Genomic DNA, 23,205 nt, shown 5'->3' with positions numbered 1-23,205 from the left:
GCGTGCGGGCGAGCGCTTTTGCGCGTGATTGGGGCGAGGGGGATAAGAGTATGCGTGTTTGGGTAGAGCGACTGGCATCTGGTCTTGCGTCTGCTGTTCGGGAGGTGAACCGATGGTTGGCGGTCGTTGCGATGGCTGCTCTGGGCGGGGCCAGTCTGTCCATGCCCGTGCAAGCGGACACTCCGGCGCCCCTCGTCAGTTTCATTAACGGGTCGACCTACACCAATGCCGATAGCCTCCAGTTCACGGTATACTTTGACCAGTTTGTGGTGAACGTCGATGCAACGGACTTTGAGGTTTCGGGCACGACAGCCGGTGTCACCGCTGTCTTGCCTTCCGGCCCGCAGGGCTTCGCGGTCACCGTATCGGGAGGTGATCTAGCCAATCTGAACGGGGAAGTCCGGCTCGGAATCGCCAGCGGCAATGATATCCAGAATTTGCTCGGAACGCCGCTCGGCGCGTTTGATCCGTCAGTGGCCGACGCAACGGTTGTGAACAACACCCCGCCCAATTGCGCGTTCTCGACGACAGAGCCGGCGCCGGTGACCGGTAACTTTGTTGTCGATATCACCTGCCTGCCGCAGGACGGATTTGCCGACGGCATTGCGGTCTGGTCCTTCACCGAAAGCGATCTTGTCGTGACCAATGCGACCATCGAGTCGTTTACCGCCGCCGCGAATGCCTCGCCCGGATCGGTCACGCTTCGCCCGGCCGGTGCCGGCACGATCACGGTCAATCTGCCGGCCGACAGCCTCTATGACGAGGCGTCCAATCCCAACACGGCGTCCACGGAATTCTCGATCGAGGCGGCGATTGAGGTCCCGGAAATCAGTTTCAGCACGACCGCCTCTTCGCCGGTGAATGCGCCCTACACGCTGACCATCACCTTCAGCGAGGACGTCACCGGCTTTTCCGTCGGCAGTATCGGTGCGGCGGGGGCCTATGTGTCCGACTTCTCCGCCGTGTCCGCGAGCGTCTATACCGTCCTGATCACGCCGGCCGGAAACGGCACGCACTCGGTCGGTGTCGCAGCGAATGCCGCCACCGATGCAGACGGCTATGGCAATCCGGCTCCCGACGCGTTCGAGATGACCTATGACAGCACAGCGCCGACGGTGAACCTGTCCAGCGGCGTGATTGCGCCCCATCAGGCCAATACACCCTTTTCGGTGACCGTAACATTTTCCGAACCGGTCACGGGCTTCGATAGCGATGATGTGGATGTCACGGGTGGCGTGCTGCAAACCCTTACGCCGACTTCAACCGGTGCCACCCTGACACTGATCAGCTATCAGGACGGAACGCTGACGGTCGACATTCCCGCCGATTCCGCGGTGGACGCTGCTGGCAATGGCAATTCGGCGGCCAGCCAATTCAGCCTCGAAATCGACGGTACGCCGCCAACGGTCACATCTGTGGCTCGGACCGCACCGGCCAGCACCCCGGCACAGGCCGACACGATCAGCTGGACGGTGACGTTTTCGGAGCCGGTGATCAATGTCACGGCCAATGATTTTCAGATTACCGGACCGACCGTGGATATCGGCACTGTCAACGCCGTGAGTTCGACTGTTTATGAACTGACCACCCAGTCCGGTCGTCTGAGTGGCTTTGATGGCCTTGTCATGCTCAGCCTGTCCGCGACGTCAAACATCACGGATGCCGCTTATAATGACTTGCCCGACCTGTCGCCGACGGGGCTGGATGAGCGGAATGTCGACATCGACAACGCCGGACCGCTTGTCACCCGCATTGACCGGGCATCGCCAACCGACTTCTACACCAATGCCGACACGCTTTCATGGCTCTTCGTTTTCAATGAAACCGTCGAGAATGTTCTGGCATCCGACTTCGCTCTGACCGGGTCTACCGCCACGCTCCAGGTGTCCGTGGACGATAATGAAGTGACCGTCACGGCGTCCGGTGGCGACCTGGCGTCGTTGTCGTCGCAAGCCGTGCGTATCAACCTGCAGAGCTTCAATACGATCGAAGACAGTTTCGGGAATACGATGTCCAGCACGGTCGTGCAGGGCGCGATCAATGACATCTTCGTCGTCGACAATGCCGCGCCTGTTCTTGAGAACATCGTCCGGTACAACCCGGCCAGCGAGACGACGAATTCAGATTCGCTGATCTGGCGTGTGACATTCGATTCCGACGTGGCAGACCTTCGAGCGGAAGATTTCATTGTGATCGGTTCGACGGCCACCGTGACCAGCGTCACCTATAGTCCAGGCGGAAAGGGAGATGAGAGGCCTCTTCATGCCGGACGCCCCGTACCGATTGGTCTGGAAGGCTATTATGTCGACATTTCAGGCGGCGATCTGGCGGCGCTGGGCAGCGATTTTCCCGCCCGGGTCTCTCTCTCCCTGAATCCGGCACATGCCATCACAGACCGGGCGGGCAATAGGCTCGCCTCGACCTCGCCGACAAATCCGGCGGAATCCTATTCCGTTTCGAATGCCGGACCGCAGATCGCCTCCATCACACGGCTGGCTCCGACGGATGAAACCACCAATGCGGACAGCGTGAGCTGGGCTGTGACCTTCTCGCGGATCTCCCCCACCTTCACCATGGCACCGGAAGATTTCAGCCTGTCCGGCACAACGGCCAGCCTTGCCGTTGAGCGCTTCTCCATCGGCTTCAACGTGACGGCGTCCGGCGGCGACCTGGCCTCGCTGGACGGTGAGATCGAACTCACCGTGTCGAATGCCACCGTGGCAGACGAATATGGCAATACGCTGGTGAGCACCACGCCGGACGGCGCAAATGACAACACGTTCCAGATGGACAATACGGCTCCGTCCGCGACGCTGGCCTATACCGGCAGTGAACCGGTTACCGGCGTGTTCAGTGTGGACATCACCTTCAGCGAAGACGTGTCGGGTTTCTCGATCGATGATCTGGAAGCGACGAATGCCAGTGTCTCCAACCTGCAAGGATCGGGCAGCAGCTACACGGCGGATGTCACCCCGTCGGCGGATGGTTCTGTCAGCCTGGATATCGCTGCGGCGTCATACACGGATGAGGCGGGCAATGACGGGTCGGCAGCGACGACGCTGACCGTGGAGTCCGATGTTACGGCCCCGACAGCGACCCTGTCTTCGACCGCCGCTGATCCGGTTGCCGGGGCTTTCGAAGTCTCGGTTGAGTTCAGTGAAAGTGTGACCGGCCTGACGGTTTCGGGCTTCGACGTGACCAATGGTACGGCGTCCGGCCTGACGGGTTCGGGTACGGATTATTCCGTGACGATCACGCCAGCAGCCGACGGGGATGTGACGGTTTCCGTTGCTGCTGACGCAGCCGAGGATGATGCGGGTAACGGAAATTCTGCGTCCTCTTCTCTGACTCGGTCGGCGGATATTACTGCGCCGAGCGTGGCGCTTTCCACGACGCAATCTGATCCGGTGTCCGGCAGTGTCTCTGTCAGCATCACGTTCGACGAAGCCGTGACCGGGTTCACCCTTGCCGATCTGGCTGCGACCAATGGCGTTCTCTCCGATCTGTCCGGATCCGGAGCTGAGTACAGCGTTACCGTCACTCCCGCGGGCGATGGAGATGTCACGATCAGTCTCGGTGCCGGCGTGGCAGCGGATTCCGCTGGCAATACGAACACGGCGGCGAGCGATCTGGTTCTGGAAGCCGATCTCACCGCGCCGACCGTGACGCTGGCCAAAACGGCCGGCGAACCGGTTGCCGGAACGTTTGAAGTCAGTGCGACCTTCTCCGAGGATGTAACGGGTCTGGCCCTGGCCGATCTTCAGGTCAGCAATGGCACAGCCACCAATCTGTCCGGCTCCGGTGCGGCTTACACGTTTGACGTGACGCCCGCGGCTGATGGCACGGTCTCCATCGACCTGCCCGCCGGCAGTGCTGCAGATGATGCTGGCAATGGCAACACGGCGGCCAGCACGCTGGAAGTCGAGGCTGATGTGACAGCGCCCACGGTCCTCTTCGCGACCAGCGCGACCGATCCGGTCGGGGGGATGTTCGAAGTCAGCGTGACATTCGGGGATGAGGTGACCGGTTTTGCCCTGGATGATCTCCAGATCACCAATGGCACAGCCAGCAATTTGTCCGGTTCGGGTGATGCCTACACGTTCGATGTGACGCCCACGACGGATGGCAGCGTGCTGATCGACATGGTCGCGGGCGGTGCCGAGGACGCGGCTGGCAATCTCAATGTGGCCGCGTCCACGCTCGAGGTCATTGCAGACCTGACGGCTCCGGATGTGGTGTTGAGTTCTGATCTCGAGGGTGCGGCGACGGCTCCTTTCACGCTCAGCGTGACCTTCACGGAAGATGTGAGCGGTTTTGCGCTCGAGGATCTTGTGGTGACCAATGGTGTCGCCTCTGACCTTGCGGGCGGTGATGCGGTCTACACGGTCACCATCACGCCGACCGGCGGAAACCCGCTCACCGTGGCCCTCGAGGCCGGTGCGGCGTCCGACGCGGCTGGCAATGAGAGCACGGCGGCGACGCCGTTCGAGGTCGAGACGGATTCCACACCTCCGAGCCTGACAATCGATCTTCCGGATACGGATGTGGAAGGCGCCTTCGAGGCGGTCTTCGACTTCTCCGAAGCGGTCACGGGTTTCACGGTCGAGGATATTGCCGTCACCAATGGTGCTGCGAGCGAGTTCCAGACCGTGTCCACCACCCGGTTCTCCGCAACCATCACTCCGTCCACACTGGGTACGGTGTCCGTGAGTGTTGCCGAGGGCGCGGCCGAGGATGAGGCGGGTAATCCGTCCGAGGCAGCGAGTGGCGAGGTCGAGGCGGTTTCCCCGCCGATCGAGGTCTCTGTCACGGTGGGTGAGGATGTCGTGGACGTCACCGAAGTGACGGCCAGTGCAACGATCTCCAATCCGGGGTCCGAGGCTATCAATTTCCGCGTGGATGTGGATGTGGACTGGCTGGATGTCACCCCGCGCACCGGAACCATTTCCGGCCTGGGTACGCTGGAGCTGACGATCAGCGTGAATGACGCGGCCGAGGCGCTGGCGGCCGGTACCTATACGGGCCGGGTGACCATCGTGAATCTGGGTGCCACGGGCGATCAGCGCTCCGGTGTCCTGGGCGCGGAGTCCGAGGCGATTGTCGTCTCCATCCCGCTCACCATCACGATCGAGGAACGCCGCGGAACCATCCAGTTCATCGCCACCACACCGGGCGGTCTGCAGCGGGACGAGACCTTTGTCTATGCGTCGTCCGATGCCGATCTGGACGGGACCAGCCTGACCACGTCGTCGGGCTATGCCGTCAGTTCGCCGGTGCGCAAACTGTTCGGGACCTATGACCTGACCCAGTCCCTGCCGCAGGGCTGGCGTCTGGACAGCCTGTCCTGTTCCGGTGACCTGGATGGCGGCAGTGTCATCGATCTTTCGGCTGGCCGTGTCGATATCGATCTGGATCCGCAGGAAGACATTGTCTGCACCTTTGTGAATACGCGGGATGAGGCGGAGATCCGTCTGGCCACCCAGCGTGCCATCCGCAATTTCATGGTCCGCCGGGCTGATCGCATCCTGGATGCCGGTCCGGATCTGGCCCGGCGCATGTCGGATCGCCAGACCACCTCGCCGGGTTCCGTTTCGGCGGATGTGAGCCGCTACACCAGCATGGCCAGCCTGCGCACCAGCCTGTCGGGCCTGCGCAATCACGCCAAGCAGTCGGTGCCGCAAATGCCGGGTGCCAGCGAGACCGGGACGGAATCGGTCTGGGATGTCTGGCTGGCGGCCGACTACGCCTCCGTCAGCGATGACCGGGCGGGTGATCTCTCGGAGACGGAATTCGGTGTGGTCCAACTGGGGGCGGACTGGCAGATCGGTGAAGGCCGTCTGATCGGTGTGCTCGTCCAGCGTGACTGGATGGATGATGTCTCCGGCGATATCGCGGAGCGCGCAGGCGCTGTCCGCGGTGCCCGGGTCGGCGGTACGGGCTGGATGGCCGGTCCCTATTATGTCCAGCAAATCGGCGATGCGGCCTGGCTGGATGTGTTGGCCATGTATGGCACGTCCAGCAATACGGTGGATCCGCTGGGGCTCTATGAGGACGCGTTTGATACCGAGCGTTACATGCTGCGGGTCAATCTGACCGGTGAGTGGAGCCAGGGCGGCTGGCGTATCCGGCCAGTGGCCAGCCTGGCGCATTTCGAGGAAACCCAAGCGGCCTATACCGACAGTCTCGGCATCTTCATCCCTGAACAGACCATCACGATCGGCCGTTTCGAGGCGGGTCCGGAAGTCTCCTACCGGTTTGAGACAGGTGCGGATGGCTGGTGGGAACCGGTGATCGGTCTGACCGGGGTATGGGACTACAATCCGGCGACCCTTCTGGACGAGAATGGCGGGCTTGTGGGGACAGGCGATCTGCGCGCCGATGCCCGGCTGGGCCTGCAGGGCGAGTTCTGGGGCGGAGCCATTTTCCGCTTCACCACCGATGTCGGTGGCCTGGGCGACGGGGATTTCGAAGCCCGCTCGGCCCGGATGGAAATCCGGATCGGCCTGCAATAGTCCGGCGCCTTCTTGACTGAAACTGTGACTGGCCTGGCCCCGAAAGGTGCCAGGCCAGTTCGCATCAGGGCGTGACGATCGGGAAGCCTGCTTCCGGCGCTTCCAGCAGGCTGAAGAAACGCATCAGGGCGAGCCGGTCTCCACGCACTGAAAACTCCTCGCTGGCCAGCATGTCGGCCAGGCCGGCTTGCTGGGAGAGGAGGCGCAGCCAGAAGGCCCGGGTCAGGGTGATGACCGCATCCTGATCTCCGGTCGCAGCCTCCGGATCGGCAATGGCGGCATGGTGCATGACGCCGTTTTCAATGAAGATCTGGAAGGTCTCACCGGCATCGGTGAAATCGAACACGAAGTGCAGATCCCGCTCGGCAGCGCGCGGACCATCCAGCCGTACAGACAGCGCATCGAAATAGAGATCCAGCGGAATGGCACGGACCAGTCCCGCCGTGCCGGCTTCCACCGGGCGCTCATCGACCCCATGACGCAGTTCGAAAGCGCCGGTCAGGTAGACATCGCGCCAGGGACCGCTGCGGGCCCGATAGCCCAATTGCTCATAGGTCCGGGCCAGCGCATCGCGGGCTGCAGCGGAGTCCGGGTCTGCAAAAACGGCGTGCTGGGCCAGTTCTGCGGCCCAGCGTGTCTCTCCATCCGCCAGGGCTGTTTCGACCTCGGCGAGGACCGGCTCCAATCCGCCCATCGCGGCGACATAGCGGCGGGCTGCGTCGGTCCGCGGGATCGGGTCGAGATGGGCGGGCACGGCATCATACCAGCCGAAATAACGCTGATAGACGGCGCGCGAATTGTGCCGCAGCGTTCCGTAATAGCCGTGGACGGAAGCCTCTTCCGCGAGGCTGTCCGGCAGGGTGATGGTCTCGGCAATCTCGTCCGGTGTCAGGCCGCGTGAGGCCAGGCGCAGTGTCTGGTCATGGATGTATTTGTAGATGTCCCGTTGGGCGGAGAGATAGCGGTCCGCCTCCTCTCGGCCCCAGACCGGCCAATGGTGTGAGTTGAAAATGACATCGGTCTGCGGCGCAAAACGCAGGCGGGCTTCTTCGATGGCGTCGGACCAGGCCAGGGCATCGCGCACCTGGGCACCGCGCAATGTGTAAAGATTGTGCAGGGTCCGCGACACGATCTCGGCCCCGCACCAGGCATTCATCTGCGGGAAGAAAACAGTCAGCTCCGCCTTGGCCTCACTGTCTGGCGCGTGCTGGAACACCATCTCGACCCCATCAATGGTCAGGGTCTGTCCGGTCCGGGAAATCGTGTCGGTGACCGGCGCGATGGAGACGGAGCCATAGGCGGGCTGCGGACCCAGTCCGGTGGAAATATGGCCGCGTTCGCTGGCAGGCAGCGGGCGGCCGAACATGTAGTCGGCGCGCCGCGACATGACGGACCCGGCCAGCACATTCTCGCTGATCGATTCCAGGGTGAAGCCTTCCGGCGCGATGATGCGGACCTCGCCGCTGGCCAGCGCTTCCGGGGGCAGGATGCCCTCCACACCGCCGAAATGGTCGATATGGGAATGGGTGAAGATGATCGCCTCGATCGGACGCTCGCCCAGTTCCCGCTGCACCAGGTCCAATGCCGCGCGGGCCGTTTCGGCGGCGGTCAGCGGGTCGATGATGATCCAGCCGGTCTCCCCGGCAATGATCGACATGTTGGACAAGTCGTATCCCCGCACCTGATAGATGCCAGGCCGGACTTCATACAAGCCATGAAGATTGGCCAAATTGGCCTGGTGCCAGAGATCGGGATGGGCGGTGGGCGGGGCGGCTTCATCGAGGAAGGCATAGCGGCCCGGTTGCCAGATGATGCGTCCGTCGCCGGCGGTGATGGTGAGGTCCGCTTCCCGGGCGATCAGACCGCGCTCTGCGAGTTCCAGGTCGGCCAGCTGACGGTCTGTGTCGATCTGACGGGCGGCCTCTGCCTGGGCGGCGAGCGTGGTGTCGTCAGCCGGCAGGAAGCCCTGGGCGTCTGCGCCTTCCTGCTGGACAGGCACTGTACTGTCGGGGGCCGAACAGGCCGCTGCGGCAAGCGCCAGGACAAGGGCACTTGCATGTCGCTTCAAAATCATCTGGGCCCTCCCCGGCCGGTGCGGTCGGCTCTTTGATTGGCTGGCCGACGATTCACCGGGGGAGTGTGCCACAGGATTGCCCTGTGTGGAGTAGGCGCCGTTCTAGCCGCCCAGCGTCTTGGTGATCACTTCCTTCAGATTGGTGCTCTTGGCTGCAGCCAGGACCCGTTCCAGTGCGGCCTTGGCGTGGGCCTGGCGCGTGGTGTCGAAGCGTTTCCAGGTCTCGAAACTGCGCACGATCCGCGCCGAGGTGCCCGGATTGATAGCGTCCAGCTCGATCAGGGCATCGGCGACGAGATTATAGCCGCTGCCGTCTTCTGCGTGGAAACAGACCGGGTTGGCATTGGCGAAGGCGCCATAAACGGCACGGGCGCGGTTCGGGTTCTTCAGCGAGAAGAGCGGGTGCTGCACGAGTTTGCGCACGCGCTCCGCCCCGTCATGCGGGGCCATGGCCTGCATCGAGAACCACTTGTCCATCACCAGGGCGTCGTCTTTCCAGCGCGCCTCGAACTCTGCCAGCGCGGTTTCGAAGGCCGAGCCTCCGATCTCGGACAGGGCCCGCAAGGCGGCCATGCTGTCGGTCATGTTTCCGGCCTGGTGGAAGGCGTCGAGTGCGAGCTCGGCGGCGCTTTCGCCTTCGGCGGCGGCGAGGAAGAGGAAGGTGGAGCGCAGGGCGCGGCGGCCGATGGCCTCATTCTCCAGAGAGTCGGCATCCGGAGCGGGGCGGGCAAACTCGGTCTTGCGCTGACCGGCCAGGGCTGCGGACAGGGTACGACGGGTTTCCAGCTGCGCGGCGAACAGGGCGGCCGGGTCGGGCGTGTCGGTCTGCTGCAGGAGTTCGGAGACCGAGGCCGGGCGGATGGCGCGCGCGACAAAGCCCGGCTCGAAATCATCCCGGTCAAACTCGCCGGCCAAAGCCTGGGCAATCCGGTCCAGAGGCGGACCGGCCTGCGCCTGGCCTTCGGCGCGGGCGATCATGGCTTCGGCCATCATCAGCTGGCCGGTATCCCAGCGCGTGAACGGGTCGGGATCATGCGCCATCTGGACCAGCTTTTCTTCCTGGTTCAGATCGGTGTCCACTTTCACCGGCGCATTGAAGCCGCGCAGGATGGCCGGGATCGGCATGCCGGCGGCGCCACTGAAACTCAGCCGGGCCTCGGCCGTGTCAAAAGTGAGGTGGTGCTCGTCCGATGCCGCGCCGTTATGGGAGAGGGGCAGGGTCCGGCCCTCCGCATCCAGGAAGCCGATGCGCAGCGGAACCGGCAGGGGCGCCTTGTCGGTCTGGCCGGGCGTCGGTTTTTGCGATTGGGTCAGGACGAGGGTCACGTCGCCGGTTTCAGCATTGTGCTCGCGTCTCATCGTGACGGTCGGCGTGCCGGCTTGCTGATACCAGCGGAAGGCGGCTTCGCGCGCCTCGGCGCTGCCGAAATCGAAAGCCGCCATGAAGTCTTCCAGCGTGGCGGCGGTGCCGTCATTGTCGGTGAAATAGCGCTGCATGCCCGCAGCGAACCCGTCTGCGCCGAGCAATTCGCGCAGGACACGCACGACTTCGGCACCCTTGTTGTAGACCGTCGACGTGTAGAAATTGTCGATGGTTTCATACTCGGTCGGCCGGGGCGGATGGGCGAGGGGGCCATCATCCTCCGGGAATTGGATGGCCCGCAAACCTTGCACATCATGGATGCGCTGCAGCGGTCGCGAGCGCATGTCCGAGGAGAATTCCTGGTCACGATAGACGGTCAGGCCTTCTTTCAGGCAGAGCTGGAACCAGTCGCGCAGCGTGATCCGGTTGCCCGACCAGTTGTGGAAGTATTCGTGGGCGACGACGCGTTCCACATTCATGAAGTCGGCATCGGTCGCGGTCTCGGCATCGGCGAGCAGGAGGGAGGAGTTGAAGATGTTCAGCCCCTTATTCTCCATGGCGCCGAAATTGAAATCGCGAACGGCCACGATATGGAATTCGGACAGGTCGTATTCGCGCTGGAATACATCTTCATCCCACTTCATCGAGCGTTTGAGGGCATCCATTGCGAAATAGGCCCGGCCGGCCTGGCCCGGATCGACATGGACGCCCAGTTTCACCGCCTGGCCGGAAGCCGTGGTGAAGTCGTCGAAAATGCTGTCGAAGGCGCCGGCGACGAGGGCGAAGAGATAGGTCGGCTTGGGATGGGGGTCGACGAAGACGGCGTAGTGGCGGCCTTCGCCCGCATCGCCCGTCTCTACCGTGTCGCCATTGGAGAGCAGGGTGGGGAAGCCGTCTTTCTCCGCCTCGACCCGCACGGTGAAGCGGCTCAAACAGTCGGGACGATCGAGGAAATAGGTGATGCGGCGGAAACCCTCCGCCTCGCACTGGGTGCAATACCGCCCGCCGGACATGTAGAGCCCCATCAGCTCGGTATTGCCCTGCGGTGCGATGGTGACCGTGATCTCCACCTCGGCTGTTTCGCCCAGGCCCAGAAGGGTGAGCGAGGTGTCGGTCAGCTCATACCGGTCAGGGCCGACGATTTCGCCATCAATGGCGACGCTTTCCAGTTGCAGTTTTTCCCCGTCCAGCGTGATCCGGTCCGCCGACAAATCCCGGCGCTCCAGTTTCAGGCGCGAGGTGACGCGGGTCGCATCCGGCGACAGGCTGAAATCCAGATGGGTTTCGGGAATGTCATAGGCGGGCGCGGTGTAGTCGATGAGCTGGATCGTCATGAGGGCCTCGGACGGCTGGCGGGTTGAGCAGGCAGGCTAACCCGAAGTGCGGCTCGCGCTCTACACTCCTGTCAGTGGGGGCACGCCAATAACGCCACGCGCTGCCCCGCTGGCGATATGAGGAGTGCGGGACGCCTTTCGGCATCGTCTAGGAAACTGAGTGAGTGACACCGCAAGGCGTCCCGCACACGGAGATTTCCTCCCGCCTCGCGACGGGTATTCAAGACCAGGGGATACTGGAGCCAAACCTCGGCACTCTTGGACCCCCTGATAGCCGTTCCTTCCCTCTGGCGGTCAGCCCAGACATCCGGAACGCTCCGCGACCGCCCCACCCCCGGCCTGACCGGGCCGGGCCTCGAGTGGTGAAGAGGCTGGGGGAGTATGTGCGAGATGGCTGGGGGTGGGGATAAGTTGGCGATGCGGGGTATTCCCTCTCCCTGGGGAGAGGGTGGCGCGTATGCGCCGGGAGAGGGGGAAATCCCGGTATTGCAGGTAATCGCGAAGACCTCGACGATCCCCCTCATCCGCCGCTTCGCGGCACCTTCTCCCCTGGGAGAAGGGGGGCTTCCGCGAGACTGTAGCTGGAACATCGCCACCTTTTTCCGGACCAAGCCAAACTCGGTCTCGCCAGCGGCGCGAATAGCTGACAGGATTCCGGGCAAGCCGGTTCACCGGCAGGACGGGGAGGACAGAATGAGCGAGCTGAAACCGGGCGATGGGGAACTCCATACGCCGGATCATGATGTGCCGGAGAATGCGGCCCACGCCTATTGGCGCGAGAATCTGACCCTGATGGGCATTCTCCTGGCGATCTGGTTCACCGTCTCTTTCGGTGCCGGCATCCTGTTCCGGGACTGGCTGGACCAGTTCGCGATCGGCGGCGCGCCGCTGGGGTTCTGGTTTGCCCAGCAGGGGGCGATCTATGTCTTTGTCGTGTTGATCTTCGTCTATTCGGCCCTGATGGGCCGACTGGAGCGCAAGTACAACATGTCCGATGACAACGACTAGGGCGGGCTGATCATGGATTCGACTTTGATCTGGACGGCCATTTTCGTCATCTCGACCTTCGGCCTCTATATCGGCATCGCCATCTGGGCGCGGGCCGGTTCCACCGATGAATTCTATGTCGCGGGCCATGACGTCCACCCTGTGTTCAACGGCATGGCGACGGCGGCGGACTGGATGAGCGCCGCCTCCTTCCTGTCCATGGCGGGCCTGATCGCCTTTGCCGGCTATGACGGCTCGGTCTTCCTGATGGGCTGGACCGGTGGCTATGTCCTGCTGGCCCTCTTGCTGGCGCCCTATCTGCGCAAGTTCGGCAAATTCACCGTGCCGGACTTTGTCGGGGATCGCTATTACAGCCAGGCGGCGCGGATTGTCGCCGTGATCTGCGCGCTCTTTGTCTCCTTCACCTATATCGCCGGCCAGATGCGCGGCGTGGGCATTGCCTTCTCCAATTTCCTGCATGTGCCGATCGAGATCGGCGTGATCGTTGGTGCGATCATCGTGCTCTTCTATGCCGTGCTCGGCGGCATGCGTGGCATCACCTATACGCAGGTGGCGCAGTATTGCGTGCTGATCTTCGCCTTCATGGTGCCGGCGATTTTCCTCTCGCTGCAGATCACCGGTACGCCGATCCCGCAACTGGGCTTCATCGGCAATGCCCAGGACGGCACGCCGCTTTTGCAGGGGCTCGACACCACGCTCGTGGATCTGGGCTTCCAGCCCTATACGGACGGGTCGAAATCCATGCTGGACGTGTTCGCCATCACGCTGGCCCTGATGGTGGGCACGGCAGGCCTGCCGCATGTCATCATCCGCTTTTTCACGGTGCCCAAGGCCTCGGACGCCCGCCGCTCGGCCGGCTGGGCGCTGATCTTCATCGCCATTCTCTACACGACGGCCCCGGCCGTGGCCGTGTTCGCCCGGTCCAACTTCATCGATACCGTGAATGAGTCGACCTATGCCGCCGATCTGGCACCGGAAGAGCGTCCGGACGATGCGACGCCGGACTGGTTCTATAATTGGGAAGAGACGGGCCTGCTGGGCTTCACCGATCTCAACGGGGATGGCCGCATCCAGTATCGCGCCGATCCGGCGCAGAATGAGGTGACCACGCTGGACCGGGATATTTTCGTCCTCGCCAATCCGGAGATCGGCAATCTGCCGGCCTGGGTAATCGGCCTGGTCGTGGCCGGTGGGCTGGCGGCCGCCCTGTCGACGGCGGCGGGCCTGTTGATGGTGATATCCTCGGCGGTCTCCCATGATCTCTGCAAGAAAGTCCTTTTGCCCAATATGAGCGAGACGCAGGAATTGATGGTCGCCCGGACCGCGGCCGTGGTCGCGGTGCTGATTGCCATCCTGGCCGGTATCTACCCGCCGGGCTTTGTCGCCGCCGTGGTGGCCTTTGCCTTCGGGCTCGCGGCCGCCAGCTTCTTCCCGGCCATCTTCCTGGGCATTTTCTGGAAACGGATGAACAAGCAGGGGGCTGTCGCCGGGATGAGTATCGGCCTGCTGACCACCGGTGCCTACATCATCCATTTCAAGATCGGCTTCAGCCCGATCGTGACCGGTGTTGTGGCGCTGGTCCTGGCGCTGGCCGGTCTGGTGCTCTTTATCGGGACGCGGGAGGGCGGCAAGGGCAGCCTGCCCGTACTGATCGGCTCCGGCGTGCTGGGCTTGGTCGGGCTGCTCGGTGTCACCGGCCTTCTGCCGGGCCTGGCGCCGGGTGCAGCCAGTGACTGGTTCCTGGGCATATCGCCGGAAGGCTTCGGCACGGTGGGCATGCTGCTGGCCTTTGCCGTCTCCATCGGCGTGTCCCTGGCCACCCCGGCGCCGCCGCAGGCTGTGCAGGACATGGTCGAGGAGATCCGTATCCCCTCGGTCCGGGCCCATCCGGTTCATGATGGCGGAGGCGCTGACTAGGCCGGTCCCGGCCGACTGCATCGCATGGTGGAGAGGCTGGTGAATCCGTTCGGCGCGCCGCGGAATCGCGATAGCCAGAGGGCATGTCGAAACTCTACTTCACCTATGCCGCGATGAATGCGGGCAAGTCGGCCATCCTTCTCCAGGCGGCGCACAATTACCGTGAGCGGGGCATGGAGGTGATGTTGTGGACGTCGGGCCATCACGCCTCTGGTCCCGAGGCCGACATGGCGGAGATTGAATCCCGGATCGGCCTTCGGGCACCGGCCCATGTCTTCCGGGACGGGACGGATCTTTACGCCGCCATGATGCAGCAGAAGGGCTCGGCCCGTCTGGACGCGGTCTTCCTGGATGAGGCGCAATTCCTGACACGGGACCAGGTCTGGCAGCTGGCCCGCGTGGTCGATGAGCTGAACATTCCGGTCCTGTGCTACGGGCTGCGGACGGACTTCCAGGGCGTGTTGTTCGAGGGCGCGGCGGAACTCCTCGCCATCGCCGATGATCTGCGCGAAGCCCGCACGATCTGCCATTGCGGCCGCAAGGCGACGATGGTCCTGCGCCGCACCGCTGATGGCCAGGCGGTCACGGAAGGGGACCAGGTGGGCGTGGAGAAGACGGACTATATCTCGCTGTGCCGCCAGCATTGGCGCGAGGCCGTGGGGCGCTAGTTCCGCAGAAAATTTATGCACGCCCGGCGACAGGCGGAGCGACAAAGACAAGGATTATCTCTGGTCCTTGCCCCAGAATTTCCGCCACACTGGAAGCGGGGAGCGGGACCATGCTGAAACACGTCCTGATGAGTGCGGGCCTGATGCTGGTTGCCTGTTCGCAGGCGGACAGGCCCGCGCCTGCCGGCACGGGGGATGTGACACAGCTCGACCTGGATCTATACCCGCATTTCGACGCCCGGGCGAATGCCTTTACGCGCTTGGATGTGCGACTGGCCTTCCATGATTTTGCGGCCGAGGCCGGCGAACCCGTCCTGCGCATCCCCCTGGTGACCAACAATGTCGATACGGTCGCGACGGTGCTGTCGGACCTGGTGATGAATGATGCGTCCGGCCCGGTTCCGCTCAGCGTGGCCGATGTCGAGGCGGGCACGGTCCGGGAATGGCGCGCCGAGCGGGCTGTCAGGGGCCCGGTCACGGTGCGCTACACCGTGCCGGCCGATGCCAGCCTGCCGCCGCGCGGACCGGCCCCGCCCTATGAGTTTTCCAATGACGGGCTGGGCATGTCGGCTGCCGGGCATGTCTTCCTGCTGCTGCCGCCGGGCGAGACCCGCTATGACACCCGCCTTGTCTGGCACTTGTCGGATGCCCCAGTGGGCGCGGTCGGTGTGAGCTCACTGGGCGGCGGTGAGGTCCTGTCCACCGAGCCGCTGAGCCGCGATGAGTTGCGGCGCGGCTTCTTCATGGCCGGCGCGATCCAGACCTGGCCGGATCCTTTGCCGGAAGGCGGTTTCTTCGGGGCGCTGCAGGGAAACCCACCCTTTGACGGCCAGGCGCTGCTGGCCTGGACGGGCGAACTCTACGGGCATTATGAGGGCTTTTTCGACCAGGACGGGGCGCCGCCCTATGGCGTTTTTCTGCGGGAGAATCCCGTCAATGCTGGTGGCGGGGTCGGGCTGCACCGCTCTTTCGTCACGACATTCGGCCAGGAACGCGGCAGTGATCCCGACGCGATCAAGCTGACCCTGGCGCACGAGATGTTCCACACATTCCAGCCGGTCCTGTCGGAGCCGGCCGGGCTGGAATCCTCCTGGTTCAGCGAGGGGCTGGCGACTTTCTACCAGTCACGCCTGCCGCTTCGTTACGGGATGATCACGCCGGACCAGGCGCTGGCGAACATCAATTTCCACGCAGGCCGCTATTATTCCAGCCTCATGGCACAGGCGCCGAACAGTCTGGTCCCGCAGCGTTTCTGGGCCGACACACGAGTGCGAACCCTGCCCTATGACCGGGGCATGCTGTACTTCGCCACGATTGATCATGCCGTGCGGACACGGTCCGGCGGCGCACGCTCGCTGGATGACCTCATGCTGGCCATGCTGGAGATGTCCGGTGAGGCTGGCGGTGCGTCGAATGCCGATTGGGAGGCTCTGCTGGAGACGGAGTTGGGCGAGCAGGCCGTCACCGAATTCCGGGCCTTCCTGGATGGAGACATGCCCGTTCCCGAATCCGAGGCGTTCGGCCCGTGCTTCGCCCGCACCCGGCGGGATCTGCGCCGCTATGAGCTGGGTTTTGATACCGAAGTGCTGGCGGAGCCGGTGCGGATTGTCCGCGGTCTGGTGCCGGGGTCGGCTGCTGATCAGGCCGGTCTGCGCAATGGGGATCTGATCATCGATCCGGTGCCGCAGGATCATCTCCAGGGTACGCAGGACATGATGCTGACCCTGTCCATTGGCCGCGGCGATGATGTGTTCGAGATTACCTATCTGCCGCGCGGAGAAACTGTGGCAGCGTATCAGTGGGAACGGGTTGAGGGCACACCGGACAGGGATTGTGCCCTCTAGGCCATGATCGGCCTATCCCGCCCCGATCACCTTGCGGGCCTGCTCGCCGTGATAGGCCCGCAGTCCCTCAGTGAAAAGTGAGAGCCCCTGTTCCAGCTGGTCAGCCGGCAAGGCATAGCCGATGCGGACATGACCCGGCAGGGAGAAGAGTTCGCCCGGGGCAACGATCACGCCGTAGTGCGTCATCAGCCAGTCCGAGAAGGCGCGCGTGTCCGCGATCCCGACCAGGCGCGGAAAGGCGATACAGCCATGGTCTGGCACATGACCCTCGATCAGGCCTTCCTCTTCCCAGGTTTTGTGGAAACGCGCGAAGACGGGCCGGGACACGCTGACCAGATTGGTCACATAGGCGTCGAAGGGTGCCGGGTTTTCCAGCACGAGGGCGGCGACGGCATGGCCCAGCTTGGAGACACCGAAGGCATGCCGGTCATTGAAGTCGCGCAGCGTTTCCAACGTGTCGCCTGACGCGATGATCCAGCCGCAGCGCACCGTGCTCAGTCCGTAGATCTTGGTCAGGCTGGAGACGGTGATCGCCTTGTCCGACAGGGCCGCCGCGACGGGCGCACGCTGTGCTTCGGGGACGTAATCGCTATAGACCTCGTCCACGACCAGCCAGAAATCATGGGTCTCGGCCAGCGCCACCAACTCGTCCAGTTGTTCGCGCGGCAGGGGTTCGCTGGACGGATTGTGCAGATTGGACACGACGACCATGCGCGTTGTCGGTCGCAGGGCGGCCTTGAGCGCGTCCATGTCGAGCTCGAAACGCGGGGCGCGCCGGGCAACATGGCCGATCTCGCAGCGGTGCGAACGGGCGAGACTGTCGAACAGCTCGAAATTCGGTGTTTCGATCAGGATGTGATCGCCCGGTTCCAGCAGGGCCCGGTAGATGGTGTGCAGCCCCTCCGTCGCGCCCGTCGTGCAGATGAACGCGGCGCGCGGCATGCCATAGCGTCGTGCCAGGGCGGAGACTGTGTACGGATTGCCGCTCACAAAGGCGCTCGTATAGCGGCTTGTCACGGGTTCGGCGAAAGCATCGGCAATCAGTTCGCGCAGCAGGGCTTCCGGTTCGGGAACCGAGCTGTCGAACAGCGACCAGGCTTCGCGGGGTTCGTCGCGAAGCCGGCCGATGATTTGGCGGATCCAGTGCGCATAGCTCATGAGGCGGGCAGTCTTTCCTGGTGCCGGGGGCGAAGGGGAGGGTGCGGCGTCACGCTATCGGGCGACGCGGAAAAGCGGGGGCGGACCGGTCCGGGCCTGGGAACGGCCCGCCCCCAATTCAGGTCCCCTAGAACCTGAAATTCGCGCCGACGAAGTAACGGCGGCCCAAGATGTCGCCATAGCTCAGCGACGGGTAGGACGGCTCTTCATTGGTCAGGTTGGTGATGCCCGCCCGCAGGGTGAGATCGTCAGTGATCTCGTAGGAGCCGGAGATCGAGTGCGTGTAGTTGGCATCGAGCACCGGGTTCGGCGTGCTTTCGATCGTGGCATTCGCCGAAGCCAGAACCTCATCCAGATAGGAGAGCTGGTAGGTCAGGCGGACCGGGCCACGGGTCCAGATCGCGTCGAAACGGGCAGTCCAGTCCGGATTGGCGGCTGTATTGTCCGTGCGGTCTTCGGTGGAACCGACCACTGCGGTCGTCAGGGACGCGGTGTGCGTGGCTTCCAGGCCCAGGGTCAGCTGACCCGGGTCGAAGCTGGAGAAGACGGCATCCAGCGGCACGGCATATTGCGCCGAGATCACTTCACCCTTGAAGGTGATGAGACCGGCATTGACCGTCGTCGTGCGGCCTTGGACCACCGTGCCAGCCGGGCTCGTGCCGTCGGAGGCTGCCAGGCGGGTGAAGGCGGAGCACATGTCGACCGGCTGGACGACATTGTCATAGCAGGCTGCCATGAAATCGGCCGTCGTGAAGGCGACCAGGCCATCGGTCAGTTCAATCTCCATCCGGTCGACCGACAGGGTCAGGCCCGGCACGAAGCTCGGTTCGAAGACGAAGCCGAAAGTCGTCGTGTCGGAGATCTCGTTTTCCAGATCGCGATTGCCGCCCGTGGTCACCGTGGTGACGGAGAAGTTCTCGGCCGGGTCCTGGAAGGTGGCGAGATCGCCATAGGCCGGGTTGGCCGCCCATTCCGCTTCACAATTGGCACGGCGGACAGCCGGGTTCGGGCCCGTATCGATGCGGTCGGCGTCACACGGGTCGATGCCGGCATTCGAGATGGCCGTATTGGTCGGCGCGAACAGCTGCGTCAGGGTCGGTGCGCGGAAGTTCCGGCTTTGGGAGGCGCGGAGCATCAGGCTGTCCGTGACACGCCAGCGCAGACCGGCACCCCAGACGCTTTCCTCGCCGGCGATCGAATTATCGACCAGACGATAGGAGCCGGAGAATTCCAGTTCCTGCATGAAGGGCAGGGTGAAATCACCGCCCACGATCGGGACGAGAACTTCGGCCGAGACTTCATTCGTATTGTAGTCGCCGGACGTGGCGAGCGTGGTCGCACCCGTGCCCACCAGACCCAGCTGGTTGGCTTGGAACGGCGTGAAGTCAGCCGTTTCGGAGCGGTGCTCATAGGCCAGGACATAGTCGACCGGGCCCGCCGGAAGATCGAACAGCGAGCTGCCTAGCGTGGCCAGGAAGTCGACCTGTTCATTGACGAAATACTCGCCGCTCGGCGTCGTCACATAGGCGCGGGCCGCGTCGGAGATATTGCCGAAGCCGAACGGGTTGAGCGGTGCACAATTCGGATCGTCATTGGTCGGGTCGGCATCGACATTGATCGAGCAGACCGCCCCGCCGGCGCCATCGCTGACGGCGGCAAGCGCATTTTCGAACTCGTTCAGCAGCACGCCCCAAGAGAAGCTCTCGCCTTCCACGCGGCCGAAACTGCCGGATACCGTCCAGTAGAAATCGCTGTCGCCGGCGGAGAATTCACCTTCCAGGCCCACCATGGCCCGCAGCGTGTCGGTCTCGTGCGTGGTCGTGTCCGTCGGGGCCAGCTGGCCGTCGAAATGCTTGGACAGCCACATCGGCGCGCCAAACGCAAAACCCGGATTGGCCGAGCTGAGCGAGGCAATCGCTTCCGGCGTCAGGAACGGGTTGAAGGCGTTGAACATGATCGCCCCAAAGGGGGCGCCATTGCCGTTCAGCACCGTGCGGGAATGGCCCTGGGCCCGCTCTTCTGAATCGGTGGCGGCGTAGAGAAGCTCGGCATTCAGGCGGACCTCAGGCGTGAGATCATAATGGCCGATCAGGTTGAAGGATTGGCGTTCCACACCGGTGCGCAGACCGGCCAGCTCGCTATAGCGGAAGCCCTGGCCGCCTTCGGCAAACGGGATGCCGAGAATATTGCCCGGATCATAGGCGATGACGGAGCCGTCTTCGGCAAATTGCGCCGGGGCACCATTGACGGAGGTGAGGAACATCGGCAGTGGTGCCGGGATCGAATAGACGATGCCGGACGTGTTGAAATTCCAGAAATAGGCCGGGATCACCTCGGCGACGGCCGGGATGCCGTCATTCGGGCCGGTATCCAGCGCATTGCCCTGCGTGATGCGGGACAGGTTGGAACGCGGGCGATCCGAGAATTGCAGCATCGGCGAGGAGGAATACTCGGCATTGAACGCGATATTGCCGCGACCGCTATCGAAATTATGGCCGCCGGTCAGGCGCACGGACGGCTGGTCATAATCATTGTATTCCCAGGAGTCGCCGAACTGGACGTCCAGTTCCATGCCCTCGAAATCATCCTTCAGGATGTAGTTCACGACGCCGGCAATCGCATCGGAACCATAGACGGAGGCACCGCCGCCCTGGACGATTTCGACGCGTTCGATCAGGCCGGTCGGAATGATATTGCTGTCGACCCGGGCTTCGCCCATGCCCGACGATGTCGTGACATAGCGGCGGCCATTGACCAGGGTCAGCGTGCGGCCGGCGCCAAGGCCGAACAGGGCCGGATATTGCTGGCCGTCGCCACTGGAATTGCCGCTGCCATCAGCCTGGTTGAGCTGCGGCGCCATGGACGGCGTATTGTTGATGATGTCCGCGGCGGAAATGAAGCCACGATCCTCGATGACCTCTTCGCCGACATAGGCGACGGGGGCGGCCGTGGAGGAGGCCGAGCGGCGGATGCGCGAGCCGGTCACCACAATGGTTTCGGCGTCATCGCTGCCCTGAGCGCTGGCATCGTCGGTCTGGGCCATCACGGCCGGGGTGGCGGCAAACAGCACGAGGGAGGCAATCGCCGTCGTCGTGTACAGCCGCTTTGATTTGAAGTTTTGCATACTACTAATCCCTTCCAAGCAAGTAAGGCGCGCTGGCTGTTGTCCTCTGTCGGGTATGCCTGTCCCGCCCGCATTCCAGATTTTAGGCAGGCTGTGGGGAAAATTTAGGCGTTTTGGCGGGTAATGGGGGATTGTCATGCCTGCCATTGTCCACAATTGCGACGATGGCGCGCATAATTATTCTCGCTACCCGAAGAAGCGTGAATTAGAAAAGCCCCGGGCGTCGGCCCGGGGCTTTCCTGTCAGATCGGGTGGGCAATCCTGCGCGCTACAGGGCGCAGCTGCGGTCATCCGGGCCCGGGACAAGCTCCCAGGTGTAGACGGTCACGGCTTCGCCCCGCGGCAGATAGTCCACGGTGAAGTCGCGACCGTCCCGGCGCACGCGGAGGGACAGCGTGCGGGTGTCGTCGGACTGGACGCCTTCCAGCGCCACGGATTGCAGGATTTCATCGCCGTCTCGCAGGCCGGCCTGTTCGGCATTGGACCCCGCGATCAGGCCGGAAACCAGGCGAGGTTCCGACACCAGGGATGCCGCATCGAAGCCGAGTTCAAAGACACGGCTGTCGGTCGAGACGCGGTCGAAACAGGGGCCGTAGGCGTCAGCGGGCGGGATTTGCAGCGCGCCGTCCATCATCGCCCAGAAATCCGCCCGCGCCGGTTCGCCCAGTTCGCCGGCCACGATATCCGCCCAGGTCTCAGCCGTGACGGTTTCGCCGGCCTGGCGCAGGGCGTCGAGCTGGAAGAACAGGTCATTCATGCTGCGCTCGCCGGCACTGGCGGCACGCACCTGCGCATCAACGGTCGCGAAGTAGAGCGAGCCGCGGTCATAGGGCAGGGTGCGGACCCGCGTATCGGACCAGAACAGGCCGGGGATCTGGTCATTCGGCAGATCATTGACGGCATTGGTGTAGTAGCGGGCGGCGTGTTGGTTCACATCGGCCAAATATTGTTCTTCGGTCATCAAACCGGCTGACAGCGGCACGCGGCGGGTGAAAAAGACATTCGCGCCTTCGGTGAACCAGGCATTGCCCCCCGGCTGGCCGGACACGCCGCCCACCCATTTATGGCTCATCTCGTGGATGATGGTGATGTTGATCCCGTCCAGCTCTTCGGTGTCGTGCCGATAGGACAGCATGAAGGAATTGATCAGGCCGGCCCCGCCACCGCCCGGATAGGGATTGGCACGGGCAAAGAAGGTGTAGGGCTCGGGGTTTTCGATCCCGAAGAAGTCGAGCTGGGCGTCATAGACCTCTTCTGCCCAGGGCATGACCGTGTCCGGGTCGAAAGGCGGATTGTCGGTCCAATAGGCGCGATAGGCGTGGTCGCCAGCCTCGGCCGGATAATGCCCCATCGGCCCGGCCATGTAATAGGCCGTCACCAGGCGGCTGGCCGGTCCCGGCGTCAGGACCTGACCCTCGCCAAAGCTGGAGGCGCCGATCGATCCGTCCGGCATGGCGGACAAATCCCAGTCCAGATTGACCATGAAGGGGCGGGGTGTGGCGGGCACGACGAGGAAGGTATTGCCCGCACCGGAGACAATCTCGCCATTCAGACGCAGATCGAAGGGCGGGCCGGCGCCCAATTGCGGGATGACCAGGTCAATGGGCGCACGATAGGTGACGGTGACAAGACCTTCCAGGTCACGCTCGGCCTGCCAGTGGCGCCAGTAGAGGAAATTGGTCGGGTCGGGATCATCATCGGCGCGGACCAGTCCGACCGGCCCCGCCTCGTCGGTCACAATGACATCGCCGATCCCGTCCTCGCCATAGGCGACAGCCTCGACCCCGGCGAAAATGGCCGGTGAGGTCAGGAAGGGCGTATGGGCCGTGATGTCCAGACCGGAGATTTGCAGGGTGACATCGATCCAGGCCTGATCGGTCTCGCCGGCCGTATCCAGCCCGCCCGGGGCCAGGGTGACGTGCAATTGCGGCAGACCCGGTGCCGCCGGGGCGGCCGGAGCCGCTGTCTCGGTGCTGGCCGTTTCCGGCGTGCAGGCGGTCGCCAGGACCAGGCTGGCGATCATCGCGCCCAGTTGCAGCCCGCCCTGTCGTGCTGGCTTGTTTTGACCGATCAGCATGGACACTCTCCCTGAAGCCTGGGTGTCAGATTAGCCGAGCCGGGCCGGAAAGGTTTTGCCAATTCTCCGCAGGGGCGCGGCAAGTTTATTCGCGGATCGGCTCTGGTTCCGGTCTTGTCGCATCAC

10 protein-coding genes are annotated in these 23,205 nt (G+C 63.6%); 5 read left to right on the top strand and 5 right to left on the bottom strand.

The annotated features are described in order from the left end of the window. Positions 1–50: 50 nt before the first annotated feature. Complete coding sequence (locus I0K07_RS00290; RefSeq protein WP_203290671.1) at positions 51–6,512, top strand: Ig-like domain-containing protein; 6,462 nt, start codon at positions 51–53, stop codon at positions 6,510–6,512. A gap of 64 nt (positions 6,513–6,576) precedes the next feature. Here the strand turns inward: I0K07_RS00290 and I0K07_RS00285 are convergent, their stop codons facing one another. Further along, positions 6,577–8,586, bottom strand: coding sequence for an alkyl/aryl-sulfatase (locus I0K07_RS00285; RefSeq protein ID WP_203290670.1), 2,010 nt, complete (start codon positions 8,584–8,586; stop codon positions 6,577–6,579). Between the two features lie 102 nt (positions 8,587–8,688). After that, positions 8,689–11,283, bottom strand: a complete 2,595-nt coding sequence (gene pepN, locus I0K07_RS00280; protein ID WP_203290669.1) for an aminopeptidase N — start codon at positions 11,281–11,283, stop codon at positions 8,689–8,691. A gap of 693 nt (positions 11,284–11,976) precedes the next feature. On the opposite strand from pepN, the gene I0K07_RS00275 reads away from it, so the two are divergent. The 4 genes from I0K07_RS00275 to I0K07_RS00260 all read left to right on the top strand — a co-directional run bounded on the left by I0K07_RS00275 (position 11,977) and on the right by I0K07_RS00260 (position 16,720). Next, positions 11,977–12,291 (top strand): DUF4212 domain-containing protein, encoded by a 315-nt coding sequence (locus tag I0K07_RS00275; RefSeq protein ID WP_203290668.1) that lies wholly within the window; start codon positions 11,977–11,979, stop codon positions 12,289–12,291. Between the two features lie 12 nt (positions 12,292–12,303). Continuing rightward, a complete protein-coding gene (locus I0K07_RS00270) occupies positions 12,304–14,208 on the top strand; it encodes a sodium:solute symporter family protein (protein WP_203290667.1) in 1,905 nt (634 codons plus the stop codon). An 83-nt stretch (positions 14,209–14,291) separates the two neighbouring features. Then, complete coding sequence (locus I0K07_RS00265) at positions 14,292–14,876, top strand: thymidine kinase (protein ID WP_203290666.1); 585 nt, start codon at positions 14,292–14,294, stop codon at positions 14,874–14,876. A gap of 110 nt (positions 14,877–14,986) precedes the next feature. Continuing rightward, positions 14,987–16,720, top strand: coding sequence for a M61 metallopeptidase family protein (locus tag I0K07_RS00260; protein ID WP_203290665.1), 1,734 nt, complete (start codon positions 14,987–14,989; stop codon positions 16,718–16,720). 12 nt (positions 16,721–16,732) lie between these two features. Here the strand turns inward: I0K07_RS00260 and I0K07_RS00255 are convergent, their stop codons facing one another. The 3 genes from I0K07_RS00255 to I0K07_RS00245 form a co-directional block, all read right to left on the bottom strand. Beyond that, positions 16,733–17,878: a pyridoxal phosphate-dependent aminotransferase gene (locus tag I0K07_RS00255; protein ID WP_203290664.1), complete on the bottom strand. Its 1,146-nt coding sequence runs from the start codon at positions 17,876–17,878 to the stop codon at positions 16,733–16,735. Between the two features lie 127 nt (positions 17,879–18,005). Beyond that, positions 18,006–21,002 (bottom strand): TonB-dependent receptor domain-containing protein, encoded by a 2,997-nt coding sequence (locus I0K07_RS00250; protein WP_203290663.1) that lies wholly within the window; start codon positions 21,000–21,002, stop codon positions 18,006–18,008. Positions 21,003–21,270: 268 nt separating this feature from the next. Next, complete coding sequence (locus I0K07_RS00245) at positions 21,271–23,079, bottom strand: M61 metallopeptidase family protein (protein ID WP_203290662.1); 1,809 nt, start codon at positions 23,077–23,079, stop codon at positions 21,271–21,273. Positions 23,080–23,205 lie beyond the last annotated feature (126 nt).

It is taken from the genome of Maricaulis parjimensis (assembly GCF_016817355.1).
Lineage (GTDB): Bacteria > Pseudomonadota > Alphaproteobacteria > Caulobacterales > Maricaulaceae > Maricaulis > Maricaulis parjimensis.
This window is presented reverse-complemented; position numbering and strand designations above follow the sequence as displayed.

Excerpts from the sequence above, each read along its gene's own strand:
- I0K07_RS00290 (WP_203290671.1), top strand. The coding sequence starts at position 51 with ATGCGTGTTTGGGTAGAGCGACTGGCATCTGGTCTTGCGTCTGCTGTT.
- I0K07_RS00285 (WP_203290670.1), bottom strand. The coding sequence starts at position 8,586 with ATGATTTTGAAGCGACATGCAAGTGCCCTTGTCCTGGCGCTTGCCGCA.
- pepN (WP_203290669.1), bottom strand. The coding sequence starts at position 11,283 with ATGACGATCCAGCTCATCGACTACACCGCGCCCGCCTATGACATTCCC.
- I0K07_RS00275 (WP_203290668.1), top strand. The coding sequence starts at position 11,977 with ATGAGCGAGCTGAAACCGGGCGATGGGGAACTCCATACGCCGGATCAT.
- I0K07_RS00270 (WP_203290667.1), top strand. The coding sequence starts at position 12,304 with ATGGATTCGACTTTGATCTGGACGGCCATTTTCGTCATCTCGACCTTC.
- I0K07_RS00265 (WP_203290666.1), top strand. The coding sequence starts at position 14,292 with ATGTCGAAACTCTACTTCACCTATGCCGCGATGAATGCGGGCAAGTCG.
- I0K07_RS00260 (WP_203290665.1), top strand. The coding sequence starts at position 14,987 with ATGCTGAAACACGTCCTGATGAGTGCGGGCCTGATGCTGGTTGCCTGT.
- I0K07_RS00255 (WP_203290664.1), bottom strand. The coding sequence starts at position 17,878 with ATGAGCTATGCGCACTGGATCCGCCAAATCATCGGCCGGCTTCGCGAC.
- I0K07_RS00250 (WP_203290663.1), bottom strand. The coding sequence starts at position 21,002 with ATGCAAAACTTCAAATCAAAGCGGCTGTACACGACGACGGCGATTGCC.
- I0K07_RS00245 (WP_203290662.1), bottom strand. The coding sequence starts at position 23,079 with ATGCTGATCGGTCAAAACAAGCCAGCACGACAGGGCGGGCTGCAACTG.